The following is a 16,527-nucleotide window of genomic DNA, read 5'->3' as shown; positions in this document are numbered from 1 at the left end:
AATGAGCAATGACGGCGTGAATGCAGGCCGGCGTCGCTTCTTGGTAGCAGCCACATCCGTGGTGGGTGCTGCAGGAGCGGTGGGGGCTGCGGTCCCGTTCGTGGGGTCATGGTTTCCCAGTGCCAAGGCAAAAGCCGCAGGTGCACCGGTGAAAGTGAATGTCAGCAAAATCGAGCCAGGACAGCAGATGATTGCTGAGTGGCGCGGCCAGCCGGTGTTCATTGTCCGCCGTACTGAGGAAATCCTGGGGAATCTCAAGAAGATCGAGGGCCAGCTCTCTGATCCAACCTCCAAAAACTCCACGCAACCCACCTATGTCGACCCTGAAGTGCGATCGATCAAGCCGGAAATTCTGCTGCTGATCGGGATCTGCACACACTTGGGTTGCTCACCGACCTTCCGTCCCGAAGTGGCACCTGCGGATCTGGGTAAAGACTGGGTAGGCGGTTATTTCTGCCCTTGCCACGGTTCTCACTACGATCTGGCTGGCCGCGTCTACAAGTCGCAACCTGCGCCTTTGAACCTGCCAGTTCCCCCGCATTCCTATGAGACCGATGACCTCATTGTCATTGGCGTCGATACGGAGAAAGCGTGATGAGCAAGTTCATGGATTGGGTTGATGCGCGCTTCCCTGCCACCAAAATGTGGGAAGACCATCTCAGCAAGTATTACGCTCCAAAAAACTTCAACTTCTTCTATTTCTTCGGCTCGCTGGCGCTGCTCGTTCTGGTCAACCAGATCGTCACCGGTGTCTGGCTGACGATGAGTTACACGCCGTCGGCAGAAGAAGCGTTTGCTTCCGTCGAATACATCATGCGTGACGTCGAGTACGGCTCGATCCTGCGCCTGCTTCACTCCACTGGTGCCTCGGCGTTTTTCATCGTGGTCTATCTGCACATGTTCCGTGGCCTGCTCTACGGTTCGTATCAGAAACCGCGTGAACTGGTCTGGGTGTTCGGCATGCTGATCTACCTGGCGCTGATGGCGGAGGCCTTCATGGGTTATCTGCTGCCTTGGGGGCAGATGTCCTACTGGGGTGCGCAGGTGATCATCTCGCTATTCGGTGCGATTCCGGTCATCGGTAACGACCTGACCCAGTGGATCCGTGGTGACTATCTGATCTCCGGGATCACCCTGAACCGCTTCTTCGCCTTGCACGTGGTGGCCCTGCCAATCGTGATTCTCGGTCTGGTGGTGTTGCACATTCTGGCGCTGCACGAAGTGGGTTCGAACAACCCTGACGGCGTCGACATCAAGAAGCACAAAGACGAAAACGGCATCCCGCTGGACGGCATTGCCTTCCACCCTTACTACACCGTGAAGGATATTGTCGGCGTAGTGGTGTTCCTGTTCATCTTCTGCTTTATCGTGTTCTTCTTCCCGGAAATGGGCGGCTACTTCCTCGAAAAGCCAAACTTCGAACCGGCTAACCCGTTCAAGACGCCAGAGCACATTGCGCCGGTCTGGTACTTCACACCGTTCTACGCGATCCTGCGGGCAATTCCGGACAAGCTCATGGGTGTTATCGCCATGGGCGCGGCCATCGCCGTGCTATTTGTCCTGCCATGGCTCGATCGCAGTCCCGTCAAGTCGATGCGCTATAAAGGCTGGATGAGCAAAATCTGGCTGTTGGTGTTCTGCATTTCGTTCGTGATTCTGGGCATTCTGGGCGTTCTGTCTCCGACACCGGGGCGAACCTTGCTGTCGCAGGTCTGCACCTTCTTGTACTTCGCCTACTTCATTCTGATGCCGTTCTACACCAGGCTCGAGAAGACCAAACCGGTTCCGGAAAGGGTGACTGGCTGATGAAAAAGTTATTTTTTGCTCTGCTTTTTGCTGCTTTGCCTGTCCTGTCTTTCGCCGCTGAATCTGGCGGTCCGGAACTGGAAAAAGTCGACATCGACGTTTCCGACAAGGCTGCCCTGCAGGATGGCGCACGTACCTTTGCCAACTATTGCATGGGGTGCCACAGTGCCAAGTTCCAGCGTTACGAGCGCGTGGCTGATGACCTCGGCGTGCCTCACGAACTGATGCTGGAGAAGCTGGTGTTCACGGGTGCCAAGATCGGCGATCACATGAACATCGGCATGCAGCCGGCGGACGCCAAGACCTGGTTCGGTGCTGCGCCGCCGGATCTGACTCTGGTGGCTCGCGTGCGTGGCACTGACTGGCTCTACGGTTACCTGAAGTCGTTCTACGAAGATCCTGCACGTCCTTGGGGCGTGAACAACAAGGTCTTCCCGAACGTCGGCATGCCTAACGTGCTGGTCGGCCTGCAGGGTCGTCAGGTCGTGGGTTGCAAGCAGGTGCAGATCGTCGAGGACGGCAAGAAGCAATATGATCCGCTGACCGGTACGCCTTTGACCCATGAAGCGTGCGATCAGTTGACCATCGTGCCGAAGTCCGGTGCTCTGAACGAAGAGCAGTTCGATGAGAAGGTCAAGAATCTGGTAACCTTCCTGGCTTACTCGGCTAACCCGGTTAAGCTGCAACATCAGCGCATCGGTACTTACGTTTTGCTGTACCTGGCGTTCTTCTTTGTGTTCGCCTATCTGCTCAAGCGTGAATACTGGAAAGACGTGCACTGATACGCTTCAAAGCATTGCTGTTAATCGCGCGCGCCCAAGGGCGTCTCCGATAGCGCAACGCCTGGTCAGCCAGGCTTTGCCGGAGGCGCCCTCTGGGCGCGCGCGTTTTTCCGGTTCCGATAATTTCAACAAGCGAGGAGGATCGCCATGGGCGTGACCAATCGGTTGGCCTGTTACTCCGACCCCGCCGACCACTATTCCCACCGGGTGCGTATCGTACTTGCAGAGAAGGGTGTCAGCGCCGAGATCATTTATGTGGAAGCTGGTCGCCAGCCGCCTAAACTGATTGAGGTGAACCCTTACGGAAGCCTGCCCACGCTGGTCGATCGTGACCTGGCGTTGTGGGAGTCGACCGTGGTGATGGAATATCTGGATGAGCGTTACCCGCACCCGCCATTGATGCCGGTTTATCCGGTGGCGCGTGCCAACAGTCGTCTGCTGATTCACCGTATTCAGCGTGACTGGTGTGGTCTGGTGGATCTGATACTTGATCCCAAGTCCAAGGAGGCCGCGCGTGTCGTGGCGCGTAAGGAATTGCGAGAAAGCCTGACTGGCGTGTCGCCGCTGTTTGCCGACAAGCCGTTTTTCCTCAGTGAGGAACAAAGTCTGGTGGATTGCTGCCTATTGCCAATACTCTGGCGTTTGCCGATTCTGGGTATTGAACTGCCGCGGCCAGCCAAGCCGCTGCTTGATTATATGGAGCGCCAGTTTGCGCGTGAGGCTTTCCAGGCGAGTCTGTCTGGTGTCGAACGCGATATGCGCTAAGGCTTAAGGAGCCGCTATGAACTCCAGTCGACCTTATCTGGTCCGCGCGCTCTACGAGTGGATTGTGGATAACGATTGCACCCCGCACATGCTGGTCAACTCCGAGTACCCAGCGGTGCAGGTGCCGCAGGGTTTCGCCAGTGACGGGCAGATTGTCCTGAACATCTCGCCCAGCGCTGTGCGGCATCTGCACATGGACAACGACGTAGTGACCTTCGAAGGTCGCTTCGGTGGTGTCCCGCACAGTCTGTACGTGCCGATCAGCGCAATCCTGGGCATCTACGCCCGGGAGAACGGGCAGGGCATGGTGTTCGATATCGAGTCGCCGATGGATGACGAAGACGACATCGAGCCGGATGACGACTTGCCGCCACCGGACAGCGAGCCACCGCGCCCTAGCGGCCGGCCAAGTTTGAAAGTGGTGAAGTAATAAAAAAGGCGATCCGGATGGATCGCCTTTTTTGTGTGCGCGTTTCAGCTATCAGTCGATGTATTCGAACAGCTTCACGATCTTCTGCACGCCGGAAACACCCTGGACCAGATTGGTCGCCTGGGTGGCTTCCTGTTTGGTCAGCAGGCCCAGCAGGTAGACGATGCCGTTCTCGGTCACAACCTTGATGCGCGAGCCCGGAATACTGGCGTCGGTGAGCATCTGTGTCTTGATCTTGGTGGTCAGCCACGCGTCGTTCTGGCGAGCCAGCAAGGAGGAGGGCTGCAGTACTTGCAGTTCGTTGTGCACCTTCTTCACGCGCTGCACATTGGCGGCGGCCTGTTCGGCCTTGGCCTTGAGGCCTTCGCGCGGCGTTTGACCCGCCAGCAGCACTACGCCGTTGAAGCTGGTGGCGACGATGTGCGAGTCGTTGTCCAGCGCCGGATCGGCCTTGGCGATGTTCACGCCTACTTTGGTTTCGATCAGCGAATCGTCGATCTTGCTGCCGAAGGTACGGGTGCCGCGGTCGTCTTCGATCGGTGCTTCACGGCTGGCGTTCACCACCGAGGTGCAGCCGCTGATGCCGAGGCACAGGGTCAAGGCCAGAAGGCCAAGGCGATTAGGGGTCATTCTTCACTCCCGAACAGTTGGCTGTCGATCAGATCGCAGAGGCAATGGATCGCCAGCAAGTGGACTTCTTGAATACGTGCAGTGACGTTGGCCGGTACGCGAATCTCGACGTCCTCGGGCAACAGCAGCGACGCCATGCCGCCGCCATCGCGTCCGGTCAAAGCTACGACAATCATTTCGCGATCATGTGCGGCCTGGATCGCTTGAATAATGTTCGCCGAGTTACCGCTGGTCGAAATAGCCAGCAAGACATCGCCTGGCTGACCGAGCGCACGGATCTGTTTGGAGAACACTTCGTTGTAGCTGTAGTCGTTGGCGATCGAGGTGATCGTCGATGTGTCGGTGGTCAGGGCGATGGCTGGCAGGCTCGGGCGCTCGCGCTCGAAGCGGTTGAGTAACTCCGAGGAAAAGTGCTGCGCATCGCCGGCGGAGCCGCCGTTGCCGCACGAAAGCATTTTGCCTTCGTTGAGCAGGGCGTTGACCATGATCTGGCTGGCTTGCTCGATGTGCGGTGCAAGTACGTCCATCGCCTGTTGCTTGGTGTCGATACTGGCCTGGAAAAGCTGGCGAATTCGGGATTGCATGTCCATCTGTGTGACCTTAAGTAGCGCGGCTGTCCGGCACGTAAATGTGCAGCCCGCAAAGCAAAGAGCAAAATGTGTCGGATGAAAAAGTCCGGGTTGGATGCAGATCAACTGTCGAAAGCATTCTGCAACCAGTTCAGCTGACTCGGATGGCTGTCGATGGCCACCACGTCGAAGCGGCAGGGGGAATTGGCCCAGCGCGTCTCGCGCTGAAGAAAATACTGCGCAGCGAAAATCAGTTTCTGCTGCTTGCGCCCATCGATGCTAGCGAGCGCGCCACCCCATTGAGTGTTTTTTCTGTAGCGAACTTCAACGAATACTACTGTATCGCCATCAAGCATGACCAGATCAAGCTCGCCGCGTTTGCATAACCAGTTCTGCGCCAACAGTCGCAGCCCCTGTTTCTGCAGATGCTCGAGCGCATGGCGCTCGGCATCTTTACCGCTTTGCGAGCGTGACCTGTCGGGCATTAGCGCGCGGTGTCCGGCAGACGTTGAATCTGACCGCTGACAAACTGCGCCCAAGGCAACTGACGCACAACACGCTGAGTCTGAGTCATGCCGAGGCTGCCCGACTGCCCTTCGATGCGGCTGTCCGGCAGGGCTTTGAGTTGGCCCAAACGCGGTGCCAGACGATAGGCGTCGACGCCCATGGCATACAGGCGGCCGAGGCTTCCGGCGGCTTGTGGCCACTGTGCGGTGACTTGCTGGCGCAGCGGATCGTTGGCTTCCAGTAGCCATGGGGTTTCGCAGAAGCGAATGCCGTTCATGTCGTTGTACTGGTTCACATCGCCGCTGGCGCTGTACACGTGGGAGGTCGCGTAAACCGGAACATCACCAGCGTACTGGAAGTTCAGGGTCGGCTTGATCTGCTGCGCTTGCTGTGGAGTGGCAGCAAGGAAGATGAACTCAATGTCCTGACGACGCGAAGGCTGTGCGGCGACGTTGGTGCCAGCCGCATTCTGCAGGCTCTTGGCGCGGGCTTCGCTCTGGCGCAGCTGGAACATGTCGGCGATCTGCTGGGCGAGTTGCACCGGCTGATCAACACGCTCTGTGGCAACGATGCTGCCGCCATTGGCTTGCCAGTCCTGGCTGAACGCACGCAGCACGCGGTCACCCCATTCGCCTTTGGGCACCATGATTGCGGCGCGGTGCAGGCCGTCGGCGCGGGCGCGACGGGAGACTTCGCGGGCTTCGTCTTCAGCGGCCAGACCAAACTGGAACAGTTGCGCCGGGCCTTGATCGCCTTCGCTGTAGTTCAGCGCCAGGGTGGTGATTGGTAGTTGCGGGCGGGTGCTCAGTTGTTTGACCAGTGGTTTTTCCAGCGGGCCAACGACCAATTGCACGCCGTCTGCCTGAGCCTTGCGGTAGAACTCGTCCATCGAGGTCAGTTTCGAGCTGTCGTAGAACTCGATGGCTGGCGGCTTCTGCCCGGCCTGTTGAGCCTGGTAGTGCGCGGCCATGAAACCTTCACGCAATGCTTTGCCGACCGATGCCAGTTGGCCGTCTTGCGGCAGCAGCAGGGCGATTTTGCTCAGGGGCTGGCTGGCCAGTTCCTTGAGCTTGGTCAGCGGCAGTGGCAGGTTGATCGCTGCTGGGTGCTTTGGATTCTGTGCGCGCCAGGTGTCGATAGCGGCCTCCTGCTGCTCCAGGGTGCCAGCGGTTTTAACCGCCTGCGCCAGAGCCATCCAGCCACCGAGGTCATCGGTGTTGTTTGGTTGCAATTGGTCGGTCGGCAGCGAAGCAATCAGTGTCCAGATTGCTTCGTGGTTCTTGCTCGCGGCTTCGCCTTGCAGCATCGGCGCAATGAAGATGCGCTCGCGGGCGGCGGCCAATGTCTGGCCATCGGCTTCGAGGGCGCGGGCATGAACGGTGCCGGTGCGCACCTGCTGCTCTTCCGGCATCTCACCCAGCTTTTGCAGGCTCGGGTGGCTCAGTGCGGTCAGCGCGGCTTTCGGCTGATTGCGGGTCATGGCCAGTTCGGCGGCCAACGTGTTAGCAAAAATCTGCTGCCCCGGCTTTAGCTGTTCAACGGGCACTTGTTGCAGGATTTGCGCGGACTGTCCGGCATTGCCCTGACGATAAGCCAGATCCGCTGCGCTCAGGCGCAGCAGGGCGGCTTTTTCCGGGGTTTTAGCCTGGGTGGCCTGTTCGAGCAGTTGCTCGATGCTGGCATCCGGAGTCCGTGGAAGTTCGCCAAGGCTGGAGGAAGGGGAGCTGGCGCAGGCCGCCAAAAGGGCAGCGAGGCAGAGGGCAGTGAACAGCCGCAGGCAAGCGATCATGTAAGTGTTCCTGATACTCGATCAAATTAGCGTGGAATTGTACCCAAGCACTGGCCGGGGCGCGATGTTAGTGGCGTGAAACAGTCAATTTAGCTGGAGTAAATGTTGCGGAGCCGCACATCTGCGCGCAAAACCGTGTGCGGGCAGAGCGCATCGCAAGCCTCGTGACGCGTTACAATGCCGGCTTTTACCGATCATGAGGTGTGCGCTTTGACTGCTCCAGGTCCTTTGAATTCCGCTGCTGGCTCGCTTTATGTGGTGGCGACGCCCATCGGCAACCTGGACGACATCAGCGCCCGGGCACTGAAAATTCTCCGCGAAGTGGCATTGATTGCTGCCGAGGACACGCGTCACTCGCAGCGACTGATGCAGCACTTCGGTATCTCCACGCCGTTGGCCGCTTGCCACGAACATAACGAACGAGATGAAGGTAGCCGCTTTATTACTCGTTTGCTGGCGGGCGACAACGTTGCGCTGATTTCCGATGCCGGCACGCCGCTGATTTCCGATCCGGGCTATCACCTGGTGCGTCAGGCCCGTGCTGCGGGAATCAATGTGGTGCCGGTGCCCGGCGCTTGCGCCTTGATCGCGGCATTGTCGGCGGCTGGCCTGCCATCCGACCGATTCATCTTCGAAGGTTTTCTGCCGGCCAAGTCGGTTGGGCGCAAGGCGCGCCTGGAAGCGGTTAAGGAAGAGCCGCGCACGCTGATTTTCTACGAGGCCCCGCATCGCATTCTTGAATGTCTGCAGGATATGGAGGCGGTGTTCGGTGGCGAGCGCCAGGCATTGCTGGCTCGTGAGATAACCAAAACCTTCGAAACCCTCAAAGGACTGCCCCTGGCTGAATTGCGCGCGTTCGTCGAGTCCGACAGCAATCAGCAGCGCGGCGAGTGCGTGGTGTTGGTTGCAGGCTGGACAGCGCCGGAGTCTGAAGACGCCGTCAGCAGCGAGTCGATGCGCGTCCTCAATCTGTTGCTCGAAGAGATGCCGCTCAAGCGTGCCGCTGCGTTGGCAGCGCAGATCACCGGTGAGCGCAAAAACGTGCTGTATCAGGTCGCGCTGGACAAACAGAAAGACGTGTAAGCCGTCGCCCATAGCGGTCTTGGGGCTTTTAGCGCTTGTTCTTCGGCCGCTCTGCCGTTAACCTTCGCGGCGGAGAGTCGATCGGACAGTCGCTGCCCTCTATGAAAATTAGGGGGGGGAGGAAAGTCCGGGCTCCATAGGGCGAAGTGCCAGGTAATGCCTGGGAGGCGTGAGCCTACGGAAAGTGCCACAGAAAATAACCGCCTAAGCGCTTCGGCGACGGTAAGGGTGAAAAGGTGCGGTAAGAGCGCACCGCACGTCTGGCAACAGTTCGTGGCTAGGTAAACCCCACTTGGAGCAAGACCAAATAGGGTCCCAAGGCGTGGCCCGCGCTGGGACCGGGTAGGTTGCTAAAGATGTCCAGTGATGGCCATCGTAGACGAATGACTGTTCAAGACAGAACCCGGCTTACAGATCGACTCTCCACCTTTTTCTTTCCCTGCTTGAATCAGTGTTATCGGGGCTGTGTATTATCAGCAGGCCCGCACTGAAAGTTCGGCAGCGGCAAATGCAGTAATAGCCATTTCCCACCCTGCTTCAATCAACAGCAGAAGCGCCTTCGTAATACCGAAAAAATCTTACTCTTAACAAATTACTTTAACTTTCGAGCGCAGCTTTCAGTGCTGCATCAAGTTATGGGTCAAAAGTCTCCGCCAGATTCTCGTTGTGCCTCCTTTTATGCTCCTAAATCTCCGTTCTGTAAGGGTTTTCCTTTAATCCGCGCCTTGACGGTGTGGTGGGCGCATTCCTATAGTGTGCGCAAGTGGCGGAAAGTGGCATGAAGTGGGTTTTTTGAGCTCAAAACGATAAAAATTGGAGAAACGCAGACGTGTTTCGCGGAGCTAACGCTATCAGTCTCGATGCAAAGGGCCGTCTCGCTATGCCGAGCCGGTACCGTGACGAGCTCGATTCGCGCAGTTCCGGCCAATTGATCGTCACCATTGATGCCGTTGATCCGTGTCTGTGTGTCTATCCGCTCGACGAGTGGGAAATTATTGAAACCAAGTTGCGCGCACTCCCTTCGCTTCGCGAAGAGAACCGTCGCCTGCAACGTTTACTGATTGGTAATGCCGTCGACCTCGAACTCGATGGCAGTGGTCGTTTTCTGGTTCCACCGCGTCTGCGCGAATACGCCAAGCTTGATAAGAAAGCGATGCTGGTGGGCCAACTGAACAAGTTCCAATTGTGGGACGAGGATGCATGGAACGCGGTATCTGCCGCTGACCTTGCTGCCATTCAACAACCGGGCGCGATGCCTGATGAACTGCGTGATTTGATCCTGTGACTATTGATAGCGGCTTTAACCACATCACCGTACTGCTTGACGAAGCCGTCGAGGCTCTCGCCGTACGTCCTGATGGCTGCTATCTGGACGGTACGTTCGGGCGCGGCGGGCACAGTCGGTTGATCCTCAGCCAGCTCGGGACTGACGGGCGACTCATCGGATTCGACAAGGATCCACAAGCGATTGCCACCGGGCAAACGCTAGCGGCCGAAGACGGCCGCTTTGTCGTTGTGCAGCGCAGCTTTGCCGAGCTCGGTTCGGTCGTCGCCGAACGTGGTCTGGCCGGCAAGGTCAGCGGCATCCTGCTCGACCTGGGCGTGTCTTCGCCGCAGCTCGACGACGCTGAACGCGGCTTCAGTTTCCTCAACGACGGCCCGCTCGACATGCGCATGGATCCGTCCCGTGGCATCAGCGCTGCCGAGTTCGTTAACAACGCGCCGGCTGAGGAAATCGCCCGTGTGTTCAAGGAATACGGCGAAGAGCGTTTCTCCGGTCGCATGGCTCGCGCCGTCGCCGAGCGTCGCGATATCAAGCCCTTCGAGCGCACCGCCGATCTGGCCGAAGTACTCAAGGTTGCCAACCCGGCGTGGGAAAAGGGCAAGAACCCGGCTACCCGTGCGTTCCAGGGTTTGCGTATTCACGTCAACAACGAGCTGGGCGATCTGGAAGCCGGCCTCGAAGCCGCGCTGGACGCCCTGGAAGTCGGCGGCCGCCTGGTCGTGATCAGCTTCCACTCGCTGGAAGACCGCATCGTCAAACTGTTCATGCGCAAGCTGGTGAAAGGCGAAGCCGACAACCTGCCGCGCAACCTGCCGGTTCGCCACGTAGCGTTCGAACCGAAAATCAAAGTCCATGGCAAAGCGCAGACGGCCTCCGACGCCGAACTCAAAGCCAACCCACGTTCCCGTAGCGCCGTCATGCGCGTCGCGGAGAAGTTGCGGTGAGCAAGCTTTTCGCCAAGCCACTGCCCGGCGGCAGCTTTTTCATGCTGCTGCTGTTTGTCGGCGTGCTCGTGTCGGCCATCGGCGTGTCTTACAGCGCGCACTGGAACCGCCAGTTGCTCAACAACCTTTACAACGAACTCAGCGTGCGCGACAAGGCGCAGGCCGAGTGGGGCCGGCTGATTCTTGAGCAAAGCACCTGGACCGCGCACAGCCGGATCGAAGTGCTGGCCACCGAACAATTGAAGATGCACATCCCGGGCGCGGCTGACGTGAAGATGGTGGCGCCATGATGAAACTCGAAGGCGCACTCTTCCCTTGGCGCTTCCGTCTGATGGTGGCGTTGCTCGGCGTGATGGTTGCGGCGATCTGCTGGCGCATCATCGACCTGCAAGTGGTTGACCGTGACTTCCTCAAAGGCCAGGGCGACGCGCGCAGTCTTCGTCACATCCCGATTCCTGCTCACCGTGGTCTGATCACCGACCGTAACGGCGAGCCGTTGGCCGTGAGTACCCCGGTGACCACGCTGTGGGCCAATGCCAAGGAAATGCAGACCGCCAAAGAGAAGTGGCCGGCACTGGCCGCCGCGTTGGGTCAGGACCCGAAAGCCCTGACCGAGCGCCTCGAAGCGCAAGCCAACAAAGAATTCATTTATCTGGTGCGCGGGTTGACCCCCGAGCAGGGCCAGTCTGTGCTCGACCTTAAAGTGCCGGGCGTCTACGGCATCGAAGAGTTCCGCCGGTTCTATCCGGCCGGTGAAGTCACGGCGCACATGGTCGGCTTTACCGACATCGATGATCACGGTCGCGAAGGTGTCGAACTGGCTTATGACGAATGGCTCGCCGGTGTACCCGGCAAGCGGCAGGTCATCAAGGATCGGCGCGGACGGCTGATCAAGGATGTCCAGGTCACCAAAAACGCCAAGGCCGGAAAGCCCTTGGCGTTGTCCATTGACCTGCGTCTGCAATATCTGGCCAACCGCGAACTGCGTAACGCGATCATCGAGAACGGCGCCAAGGCCGGCAGCCTGGTGATCATGGACGTGAAGACCGGCGAAATTCTGGCCATGGTCAACCAGCCGACCTACAACCCGAACAACCGCCGCAACCTGCAGCCGGCAATGATGCGTAACCGCGCGATGATCGACGTGTTCGAACCGGGTTCGACCATGAAAGCCATCTCGATGAGTGCTGCCATCGAGTCCGGCCGCTGGAAACCGACCGACACCGTCGAGGTGTATCCGGGCACTCTGCAGATCGGCAAGTACACGATCAAGGACGTTTCCAAGAGCGAAGGCCCGGTGCTGGACATGACCGGCATCCTGATCAATTCCAGTAACGTCGGCATGAGTAAGGTCGCGTTCGATATTGGCGGTGAAACCATTTACCGTCTCGCGCAGAAAGTCGGTCTGGGCCAGGACACCGGCCTCGGCTTCCCGGGCGAACGTGTCGGCAACCTGCCGAATTACCGCGATTGGCGCAAGGCTGAAACCGCGACGCTGTCTTACGGCTACGGTATTTCCGTGACCGCGATTCAGCTGGTTCACGCGTTCTCGGCACTGGCGAACAACGGTCGCCTCGCGCCGCTCACTCTGATCAAAACCGACAAGCCGCCGCAGACCACTCAGGTGCTCCCTGAAGCTGTCGCGAAAACCATGCAGGGCATGTTGACCCAAGTGATTGAAGCCCCACGCGGCGTATTCCGTGCGCAGGTGCCGGCGTATCACGTGGCCGGCAAGTCGGGTACTGCGCGCAAGACCTCGGTCGGCACCAAGGGCTACGCCGAAAACTCTTACCGTTCGCTGTTCGCCGGTTTCGGCCCGATGAGCGATCCGCGTTACGCCATTGTTGTAGTGATCGATGAACCGTCCAAGGCCGGTTACTTCGGTGGCCTGGTATCGGCGCCGGTTTTCAGCCGTGTGATGTCCGGCACCCTGCGTCTGATGAACGTGACTCCGGACAACCTGCCGACCACGCAACAGGCCAACGCCACCCCGGTTATTCCGCTGAAAGCCAATGGAGGGCGCGGCTGATGTCATTAAGTCTGAACAAAATATTCCCCCACGCCGGCCACGATCTGTTGATCCGTGAATTGGCGCTGGACAGCCGTAACGTGCGCGCGGGTGATTTGTTCCTCGCGGTGCCGGGCGGCAAATTCGATGGCCGTGCGCACATTGCCGATGCACTGGCGCGCGGCGCTGCCGCTGTGGCCTATGAAGTGGAGGGCGCCACCGTCCTGCCTATCACTGACGTCCCGTTGATTCCGGTCAAGGGGCTCGCGGCGCAGTTGTCAGATATCGCCGGGCGTTTTTACGGCGAACCAAGCCGTCATCTGAACTTGATCGGCGTCACCGGCACCAACGGTAAAACCAGCGTGACCCAACTGGTCGCGCAGGCATTGGATCTGCTCGGCCAGCATTGCGGCATTGTCGGCACCCTCGGTTCCGGCTTCTATGGCGCATTGGAAAGCGGTCTGCACACCACGCCGAACCCGATTGCCGTGCAAGCGACTTTGGGCGACCTGAAAAAGGCCGGCGCGAAAGCCGTGGCCATGGAAGTCTCGTCCCATGGTCTGGATCAAGGCCGGGTGACTGCGCTGGCGTTCGACGTGGCAGTGATGACCAACCTGTCCCGCGATCACCTCGATTATCACGGCACCATGGAGGCTTACGCCGAGGCCAAGGCCCGGCTGTTTGCCTGGAATGATCTGAAGTGCCGCGTGGTCAACCTCGACGACGATTTCGGCCGGCAACTGACTGCTGAAAAACGTGAGTCGCGCTTGATCACCTATAGCCTGCTCGACAGCAGCGCTTATCTGTTCTGTCGCGAAGCGCAGTTCGACGACCACGGCGTACGCGCCACGCTGGTGACGCCGCAGGGCGAACATCATCTGCGCAGCACCTTGCTCGGTCGTTTCAACCTGAGCAACGTACTGGCTGCGGTCGGTGCTTTGCTCGGCCTGGATTACGCACTCGACGAAATTCTCAAAGTGTTGCCGAAGCTCGAAGGCCCGGCCGGACGCATGCAGCGTCTTGGCGGCGGCACTCAGCCGCTGGTGGTGGTTGATTACGCCCACACCCCGGATGCGCTGGAAAAAGTTCTCACGGCATTGCGTCCGCACGTCAAAGGTCAGTTGCTGTGCCTGTTCGGCTGTGGCGGTGATCGTGATCGTGGCAAGCGTCCGTTGATGGCCGAAGTGGTCGAGCGTCTGGCCGATCAAGTGCTGGTCACCGATGACAATCCGCGCACCGAAGACCCGGCAGTGATTTTCGATGACATCCGTGCCGGTTTTACTGCTGTGGATAAAGTCACGTTCGTGGCTGGCCGTGGTCAGGCCATCGCGCAATTGATTGCCGCTGCTTCGGCCGATGACGTGATTGTGCTGGCTGGCAAAGGTCACGAGGACTATCAGGAAATCAACGGCGAGCGCCATGCCTTCTCTGATCTGGTCGAGGCCGATCACGCCTTGACCGCTTGGGAGGTGGCCCATGCTTAAAGCCCTGAAACTCAGTGAATTGACCAACGCGCTCGACGCACGCCTGATCAGCGCCGATGCCAGTTTCGACGGTGTGAGCATCGACAGCCGCGCGATCAAGCCTGGCCAACTGTTTATTGCCCTGACCGGCCCGCGTTTCGATGGTCACGATTATCTGAACGACGTCGCCGCCAAAGGCGCCGTAGCAGCGCTGGTCGAGCGTGAAGTCGCCGACAGCACGTTGCCGCAGCTGTTGGTCAAGGATACCCGTCAGGCCTTGGGCCAATTGGGTGCCTTGAACCGCGCCGCCTTCACTCAGCCAGTGGCTGCCGTGACCGGCTCCAGTGGCAAGACCACGGTCAAGGAAATGCTCGCAAGCATCCTTCGCACGCGCGGCCCGGTGCTGGCGACCCGTGGCAATCTGAACAATGACCTCGGCGTACCGCTGACCCTGATCGAACTGGCCGCGGAACACACCTCGGCCGTGATCGAACTGGGCGCTTCGCGTCTGGGTGAAATCGCCTACACCGTCGGGCTGACCAAGCCGCATGTGGCGATCCTCAACAATGCCGGCACCGCTCACGTCGGTGAGTTCGGCGGCCCGGAAAAAATCGTCGAAGCCAAAGGTGAAATCATCGAAGGTCTGGCGGCTGATGGCATCGCCGTGCTGAATCTCGACGACAAGGCCTTCGGTATCTGGAAGACCCGCGCTGCCGGTCGCAAAGTGCTGACCTTCGCCCTGAGCAATTCGCAAGCTGACTTCTACGCCAGCGACCTGAGCACCGATGCCCGGGGTTGCCCGGCGTTCAATCTGCACACGCCTGAAGGTTCGGAGCGCGTTCAACTGAATCTGCTCGGCACCCATAACGTCGCCAATTCGATGGCCGCTGCTGCTGCCGCACATGCGTTGGGCGTGTCGCTGTTCGGCATCGCCACCGGGCTTGGCGCGGTGCAACCGGTCAAGGGCCGCACCGTCGCGCAACTGGCGAAAAACGGCATGCGCGTGATCGATGACACTTACAACGCAAACCCCACCTCAATGTGCGCGGCCGTTGATATACTCGCCGGCTTTTCCGGCCGCACCGTCCTGGTGCTCGGAGATATCGGCGAGTTGGGCGATTGGGCGGAGCAGGGGCACCGCGACGTGGGCGAATACGCCCGGGGCAAGGTTTCCGCGCTTTATGCCGTTGGGCCGAACATGGTTCACGCCGTAAACGCTTTCGGTGAACAGGCGCATCACTTCGGCACGCAAGCCGAACTGATCCAGGCCCTCGACGCCGAGCAGGACACAAACACCACCATTTTGATCAAGGGTTCGCGCAGTGCAGCGATGGAAAACATCGTTGCGGCTCTGTGCGGGTCCAGTCTGGAGAAACATTAATGCTGCTGCTGCTAGCGGAGTATCTGCAACAGTTCTACAAAGGCTTCGCGGTCTTTCAGTACCTGACCCTGCGCGGGATTCTCGGTGTGCTGACCGCGCTGGTTTTGTCGCTGTGCTATGGCCCGTGGATGATCCGCACTTTGCAGAACCGTCAGATCGGTCAATCCGTTCGTAACGACGGCCCGCAATCGCACCTGTCCAAGTCGGGTACTCCGACCATGGGCGGCGCACTGATTCTGTCTTCCATCGGCGTCAGCACCTTGCTCTGGGCTGACCTGAGCAACCGTTATGTCTGGACCGTACTGCTGGTGACCTTGTTGTTCGGCGCCATCGGTTGGGTTGACGATTACCGCAAAGTCATCGAGAAGAACTCCCGTGGCCTGCCGAGCCGCTGGAAGTATTTCTGGCAGTCGGTGTTTGGCCTCGGCGCGGCGATCTTCCTTTATATGACCGCCAGCACGCCGGTAGAAACCACGTTGATCCTGCCGATGCTCAAGGACTACAGCATTCCGCTGGGCCTGGGCTTCATCGTGCTGACCTACTTTGTGATCGTCGGTTCGAGCAATGCGGTCAACCTGACCGACGGCCTCGACGGTTTGGCGATCATGCCAACCGTGATGGTCGGCGGTGGCCTGGGCATTTTCTGCTACCTGTCGGGTAACGTGAAATTCGCCGAATACCTGTTGATTCCTTATGTGCCGGGTGCGGGCGAACTGATCGTGTTCTGCGGCGCATTGATCGGTGCCGGTCTGGGGTTCCTCTGGTTCAACACCTATCCGGCCCAAGTATTCATGGGCGACGTCGGCGCACTGGCGCTGGGTGCTGCACTGGGCACCATCGCGGTGATCGTCCGTCAGGAAATCGTCCTGTTCATCATGGGCGGCGTGTTCGTGATGGAAACCTTGTCGGTCGTCATCCAGGTTGCGTCCTTTAAGTTGACCGGTCGCCGCGTGTTCCGCATGGCACCGATTCACCACCACTTTGAACTCAAGGGCTGGCCCGAGCCGCGTGTGATTGTCCGTTTCTGGATCATCACCGTGATTCTCGTGTTGGTTGGCCTTGCCACCCTGAAGCTGAGGTAGAAC

At 59.1% G+C, this 16,527-nt stretch carries 17 protein-coding genes and 1 other RNA gene; 14 read left to right on the top strand and 4 right to left on the bottom strand.

What is annotated here, in order from left to right; all coding sequences use genetic code 11:
- Position 1: 1 nt before the first annotated feature.
- The 5 genes from petA to ACA074_RS23030 all read left to right on the top strand — a co-directional run bounded on the left by petA (position 2) and on the right by ACA074_RS23030 (position 3,783).
- Positions 2–595, top strand: a complete 594-nt coding sequence (gene petA, locus ACA074_RS23050; protein WP_007917031.1) for a ubiquinol-cytochrome c reductase iron-sulfur subunit — start codon at positions 2–4, stop codon at positions 593–595.
- A complete protein-coding gene (locus ACA074_RS23045) occupies positions 595–1,806 on the top strand; it encodes a cytochrome b (protein WP_187678010.1) in 1,212 nt (403 codons plus the stop codon). The genes petA and ACA074_RS23045 overlap by 1 nt, the downstream gene beginning before the upstream one ends.
- Positions 1,806–2,588 carry a cytochrome c1 gene (locus tag ACA074_RS23040; RefSeq protein ID WP_187678009.1) on the top strand — a complete coding sequence of 261 codons (783 nt, stop codon included), beginning with the start codon at positions 1,806–1,808 and terminating at the stop codon, positions 2,586–2,588. Before ACA074_RS23045 ends, ACA074_RS23040 begins: the two co-directional genes overlap by 1 nt.
- Positions 2,589–2,735: 147 nt before the next feature.
- Complete coding sequence (locus tag ACA074_RS23035) at positions 2,736–3,353, top strand: glutathione S-transferase N-terminal domain-containing protein (protein WP_007961620.1); 618 nt, start codon at positions 2,736–2,738, stop codon at positions 3,351–3,353.
- 16 nt (positions 3,354–3,369) lie between these two features.
- On the top strand, positions 3,370–3,783 hold the full coding sequence (locus ACA074_RS23030) for a ClpXP protease specificity-enhancing factor (RefSeq protein ID WP_016985146.1): 414 nt from the start codon (positions 3,370–3,372) through the stop codon (positions 3,781–3,783).
- A 51-nt stretch (positions 3,784–3,834) separates the two neighbouring features.
- On the opposite strand, the gene ACA074_RS23025 is transcribed toward ACA074_RS23030, so the two are convergent.
- The 4 genes from ACA074_RS23025 to ACA074_RS23010 form a co-directional block, all read right to left on the bottom strand.
- Positions 3,835–4,413, bottom strand: coding sequence for a BON domain-containing protein (locus tag ACA074_RS23025; protein ID WP_497677873.1), 579 nt, complete (start codon positions 4,411–4,413; stop codon positions 3,835–3,837).
- The gene (locus ACA074_RS23020; RefSeq protein ID WP_008082788.1) at positions 4,410–5,003 is read right to left on the bottom strand and encodes a phosphoheptose isomerase; all 594 of its coding nucleotides are present in this window, start codon (positions 5,001–5,003) and stop codon (positions 4,410–4,412) included. Before ACA074_RS23020 ends, ACA074_RS23025 begins: the two co-directional genes overlap by 4 nt.
- Positions 5,004–5,104: 101 nt before the next feature.
- Positions 5,105–5,467, bottom strand: coding sequence for a YraN family protein (locus ACA074_RS23015; RefSeq protein WP_187678007.1), 363 nt, complete (start codon positions 5,465–5,467; stop codon positions 5,105–5,107).
- Positions 5,467–7,278 carry a penicillin-binding protein activator gene (locus ACA074_RS23010; protein ID WP_497677872.1) on the bottom strand — a complete coding sequence of 604 codons (1,812 nt, stop codon included), beginning with the start codon at positions 7,276–7,278 and terminating at the stop codon, positions 5,467–5,469. The genes ACA074_RS23015 and ACA074_RS23010 overlap by 1 nt, the downstream gene beginning before the upstream one ends.
- Before the next feature lie 177 nt (positions 7,279–7,455).
- Here ACA074_RS23010 and rsmI point away from each other — a divergent pair, with 177 nt between their 5' ends.
- From rsmI to mraY, 9 genes are all read left to right on the top strand, one after another.
- Complete coding sequence (rsmI, locus tag ACA074_RS23005; RefSeq protein ID WP_401272099.1) at positions 7,456–8,361, top strand: 16S rRNA (cytidine(1402)-2'-O)-methyltransferase; 906 nt, start codon at positions 7,456–7,458, stop codon at positions 8,359–8,361.
- A 73-nt stretch (positions 8,362–8,434) separates the two neighbouring features.
- Positions 8,435–8,788: RNase P RNA component class A (gene rnpB, locus ACA074_RS23000), an RNA gene on the top strand.
- A 402-nt stretch (positions 8,789–9,190) separates the two neighbouring features.
- Entirely contained in the window at positions 9,191–9,646 is a 456-nt protein-coding gene (mraZ, locus tag ACA074_RS22995; RefSeq protein WP_042560992.1) for a division/cell wall cluster transcriptional repressor MraZ, read from the top strand.
- Entirely contained in the window at positions 9,643–10,590 is a 948-nt protein-coding gene (rsmH, locus tag ACA074_RS22990; RefSeq protein WP_497677871.1) for a 16S rRNA (cytosine(1402)-N(4))-methyltransferase RsmH, read from the top strand. Before mraZ ends, rsmH begins: the two co-directional genes overlap by 4 nt.
- Positions 10,587–10,880: a cell division protein FtsL gene (gene ftsL / locus ACA074_RS22985; protein WP_187678004.1), complete on the top strand. Its 294-nt coding sequence runs from the start codon at positions 10,587–10,589 to the stop codon at positions 10,878–10,880. The genes rsmH and ftsL overlap by 4 nt, the downstream gene beginning before the upstream one ends.
- Entirely contained in the window at positions 10,880–12,619 is a 1,740-nt protein-coding gene (locus ACA074_RS22980; RefSeq protein WP_187678079.1) for a peptidoglycan D,D-transpeptidase FtsI family protein, read from the top strand. Before ftsL ends, ACA074_RS22980 begins: the two co-directional genes overlap by 1 nt.
- Positions 12,619–14,082 (top strand): UDP-N-acetylmuramoyl-L-alanyl-D-glutamate--2,6-diaminopimelate ligase, encoded by a 1,464-nt coding sequence (locus ACA074_RS22975; protein WP_497677870.1) that lies wholly within the window; start codon positions 12,619–12,621, stop codon positions 14,080–14,082. Before ACA074_RS22980 ends, ACA074_RS22975 begins: the two co-directional genes overlap by 1 nt.
- The gene (locus ACA074_RS22970; protein ID WP_497677869.1) at positions 14,075–15,442 is read left to right on the top strand and encodes a UDP-N-acetylmuramoyl-tripeptide--D-alanyl-D-alanine ligase; all 1,368 of its coding nucleotides are present in this window, start codon (positions 14,075–14,077) and stop codon (positions 15,440–15,442) included. Before ACA074_RS22975 ends, ACA074_RS22970 begins: the two co-directional genes overlap by 8 nt.
- The gene (mraY, locus tag ACA074_RS22965) at positions 15,442–16,524 is read left to right on the top strand and encodes a phospho-N-acetylmuramoyl-pentapeptide-transferase (protein WP_008082775.1); all 1,083 of its coding nucleotides are present in this window, start codon (positions 15,442–15,444) and stop codon (positions 16,522–16,524) included. The genes ACA074_RS22970 and mraY overlap by 1 nt, the downstream gene beginning before the upstream one ends.
- The last annotated feature ends 3 nt before the right edge of the window (positions 16,525–16,527 follow it).

The organism is Pseudomonas sp. LBUM1655 (assembly GCF_059716085.1).
The sequence above is the reverse complement of the archived record's forward strand: the minus strand, read 5'-3'. Positions and strand labels throughout refer to the sequence as shown.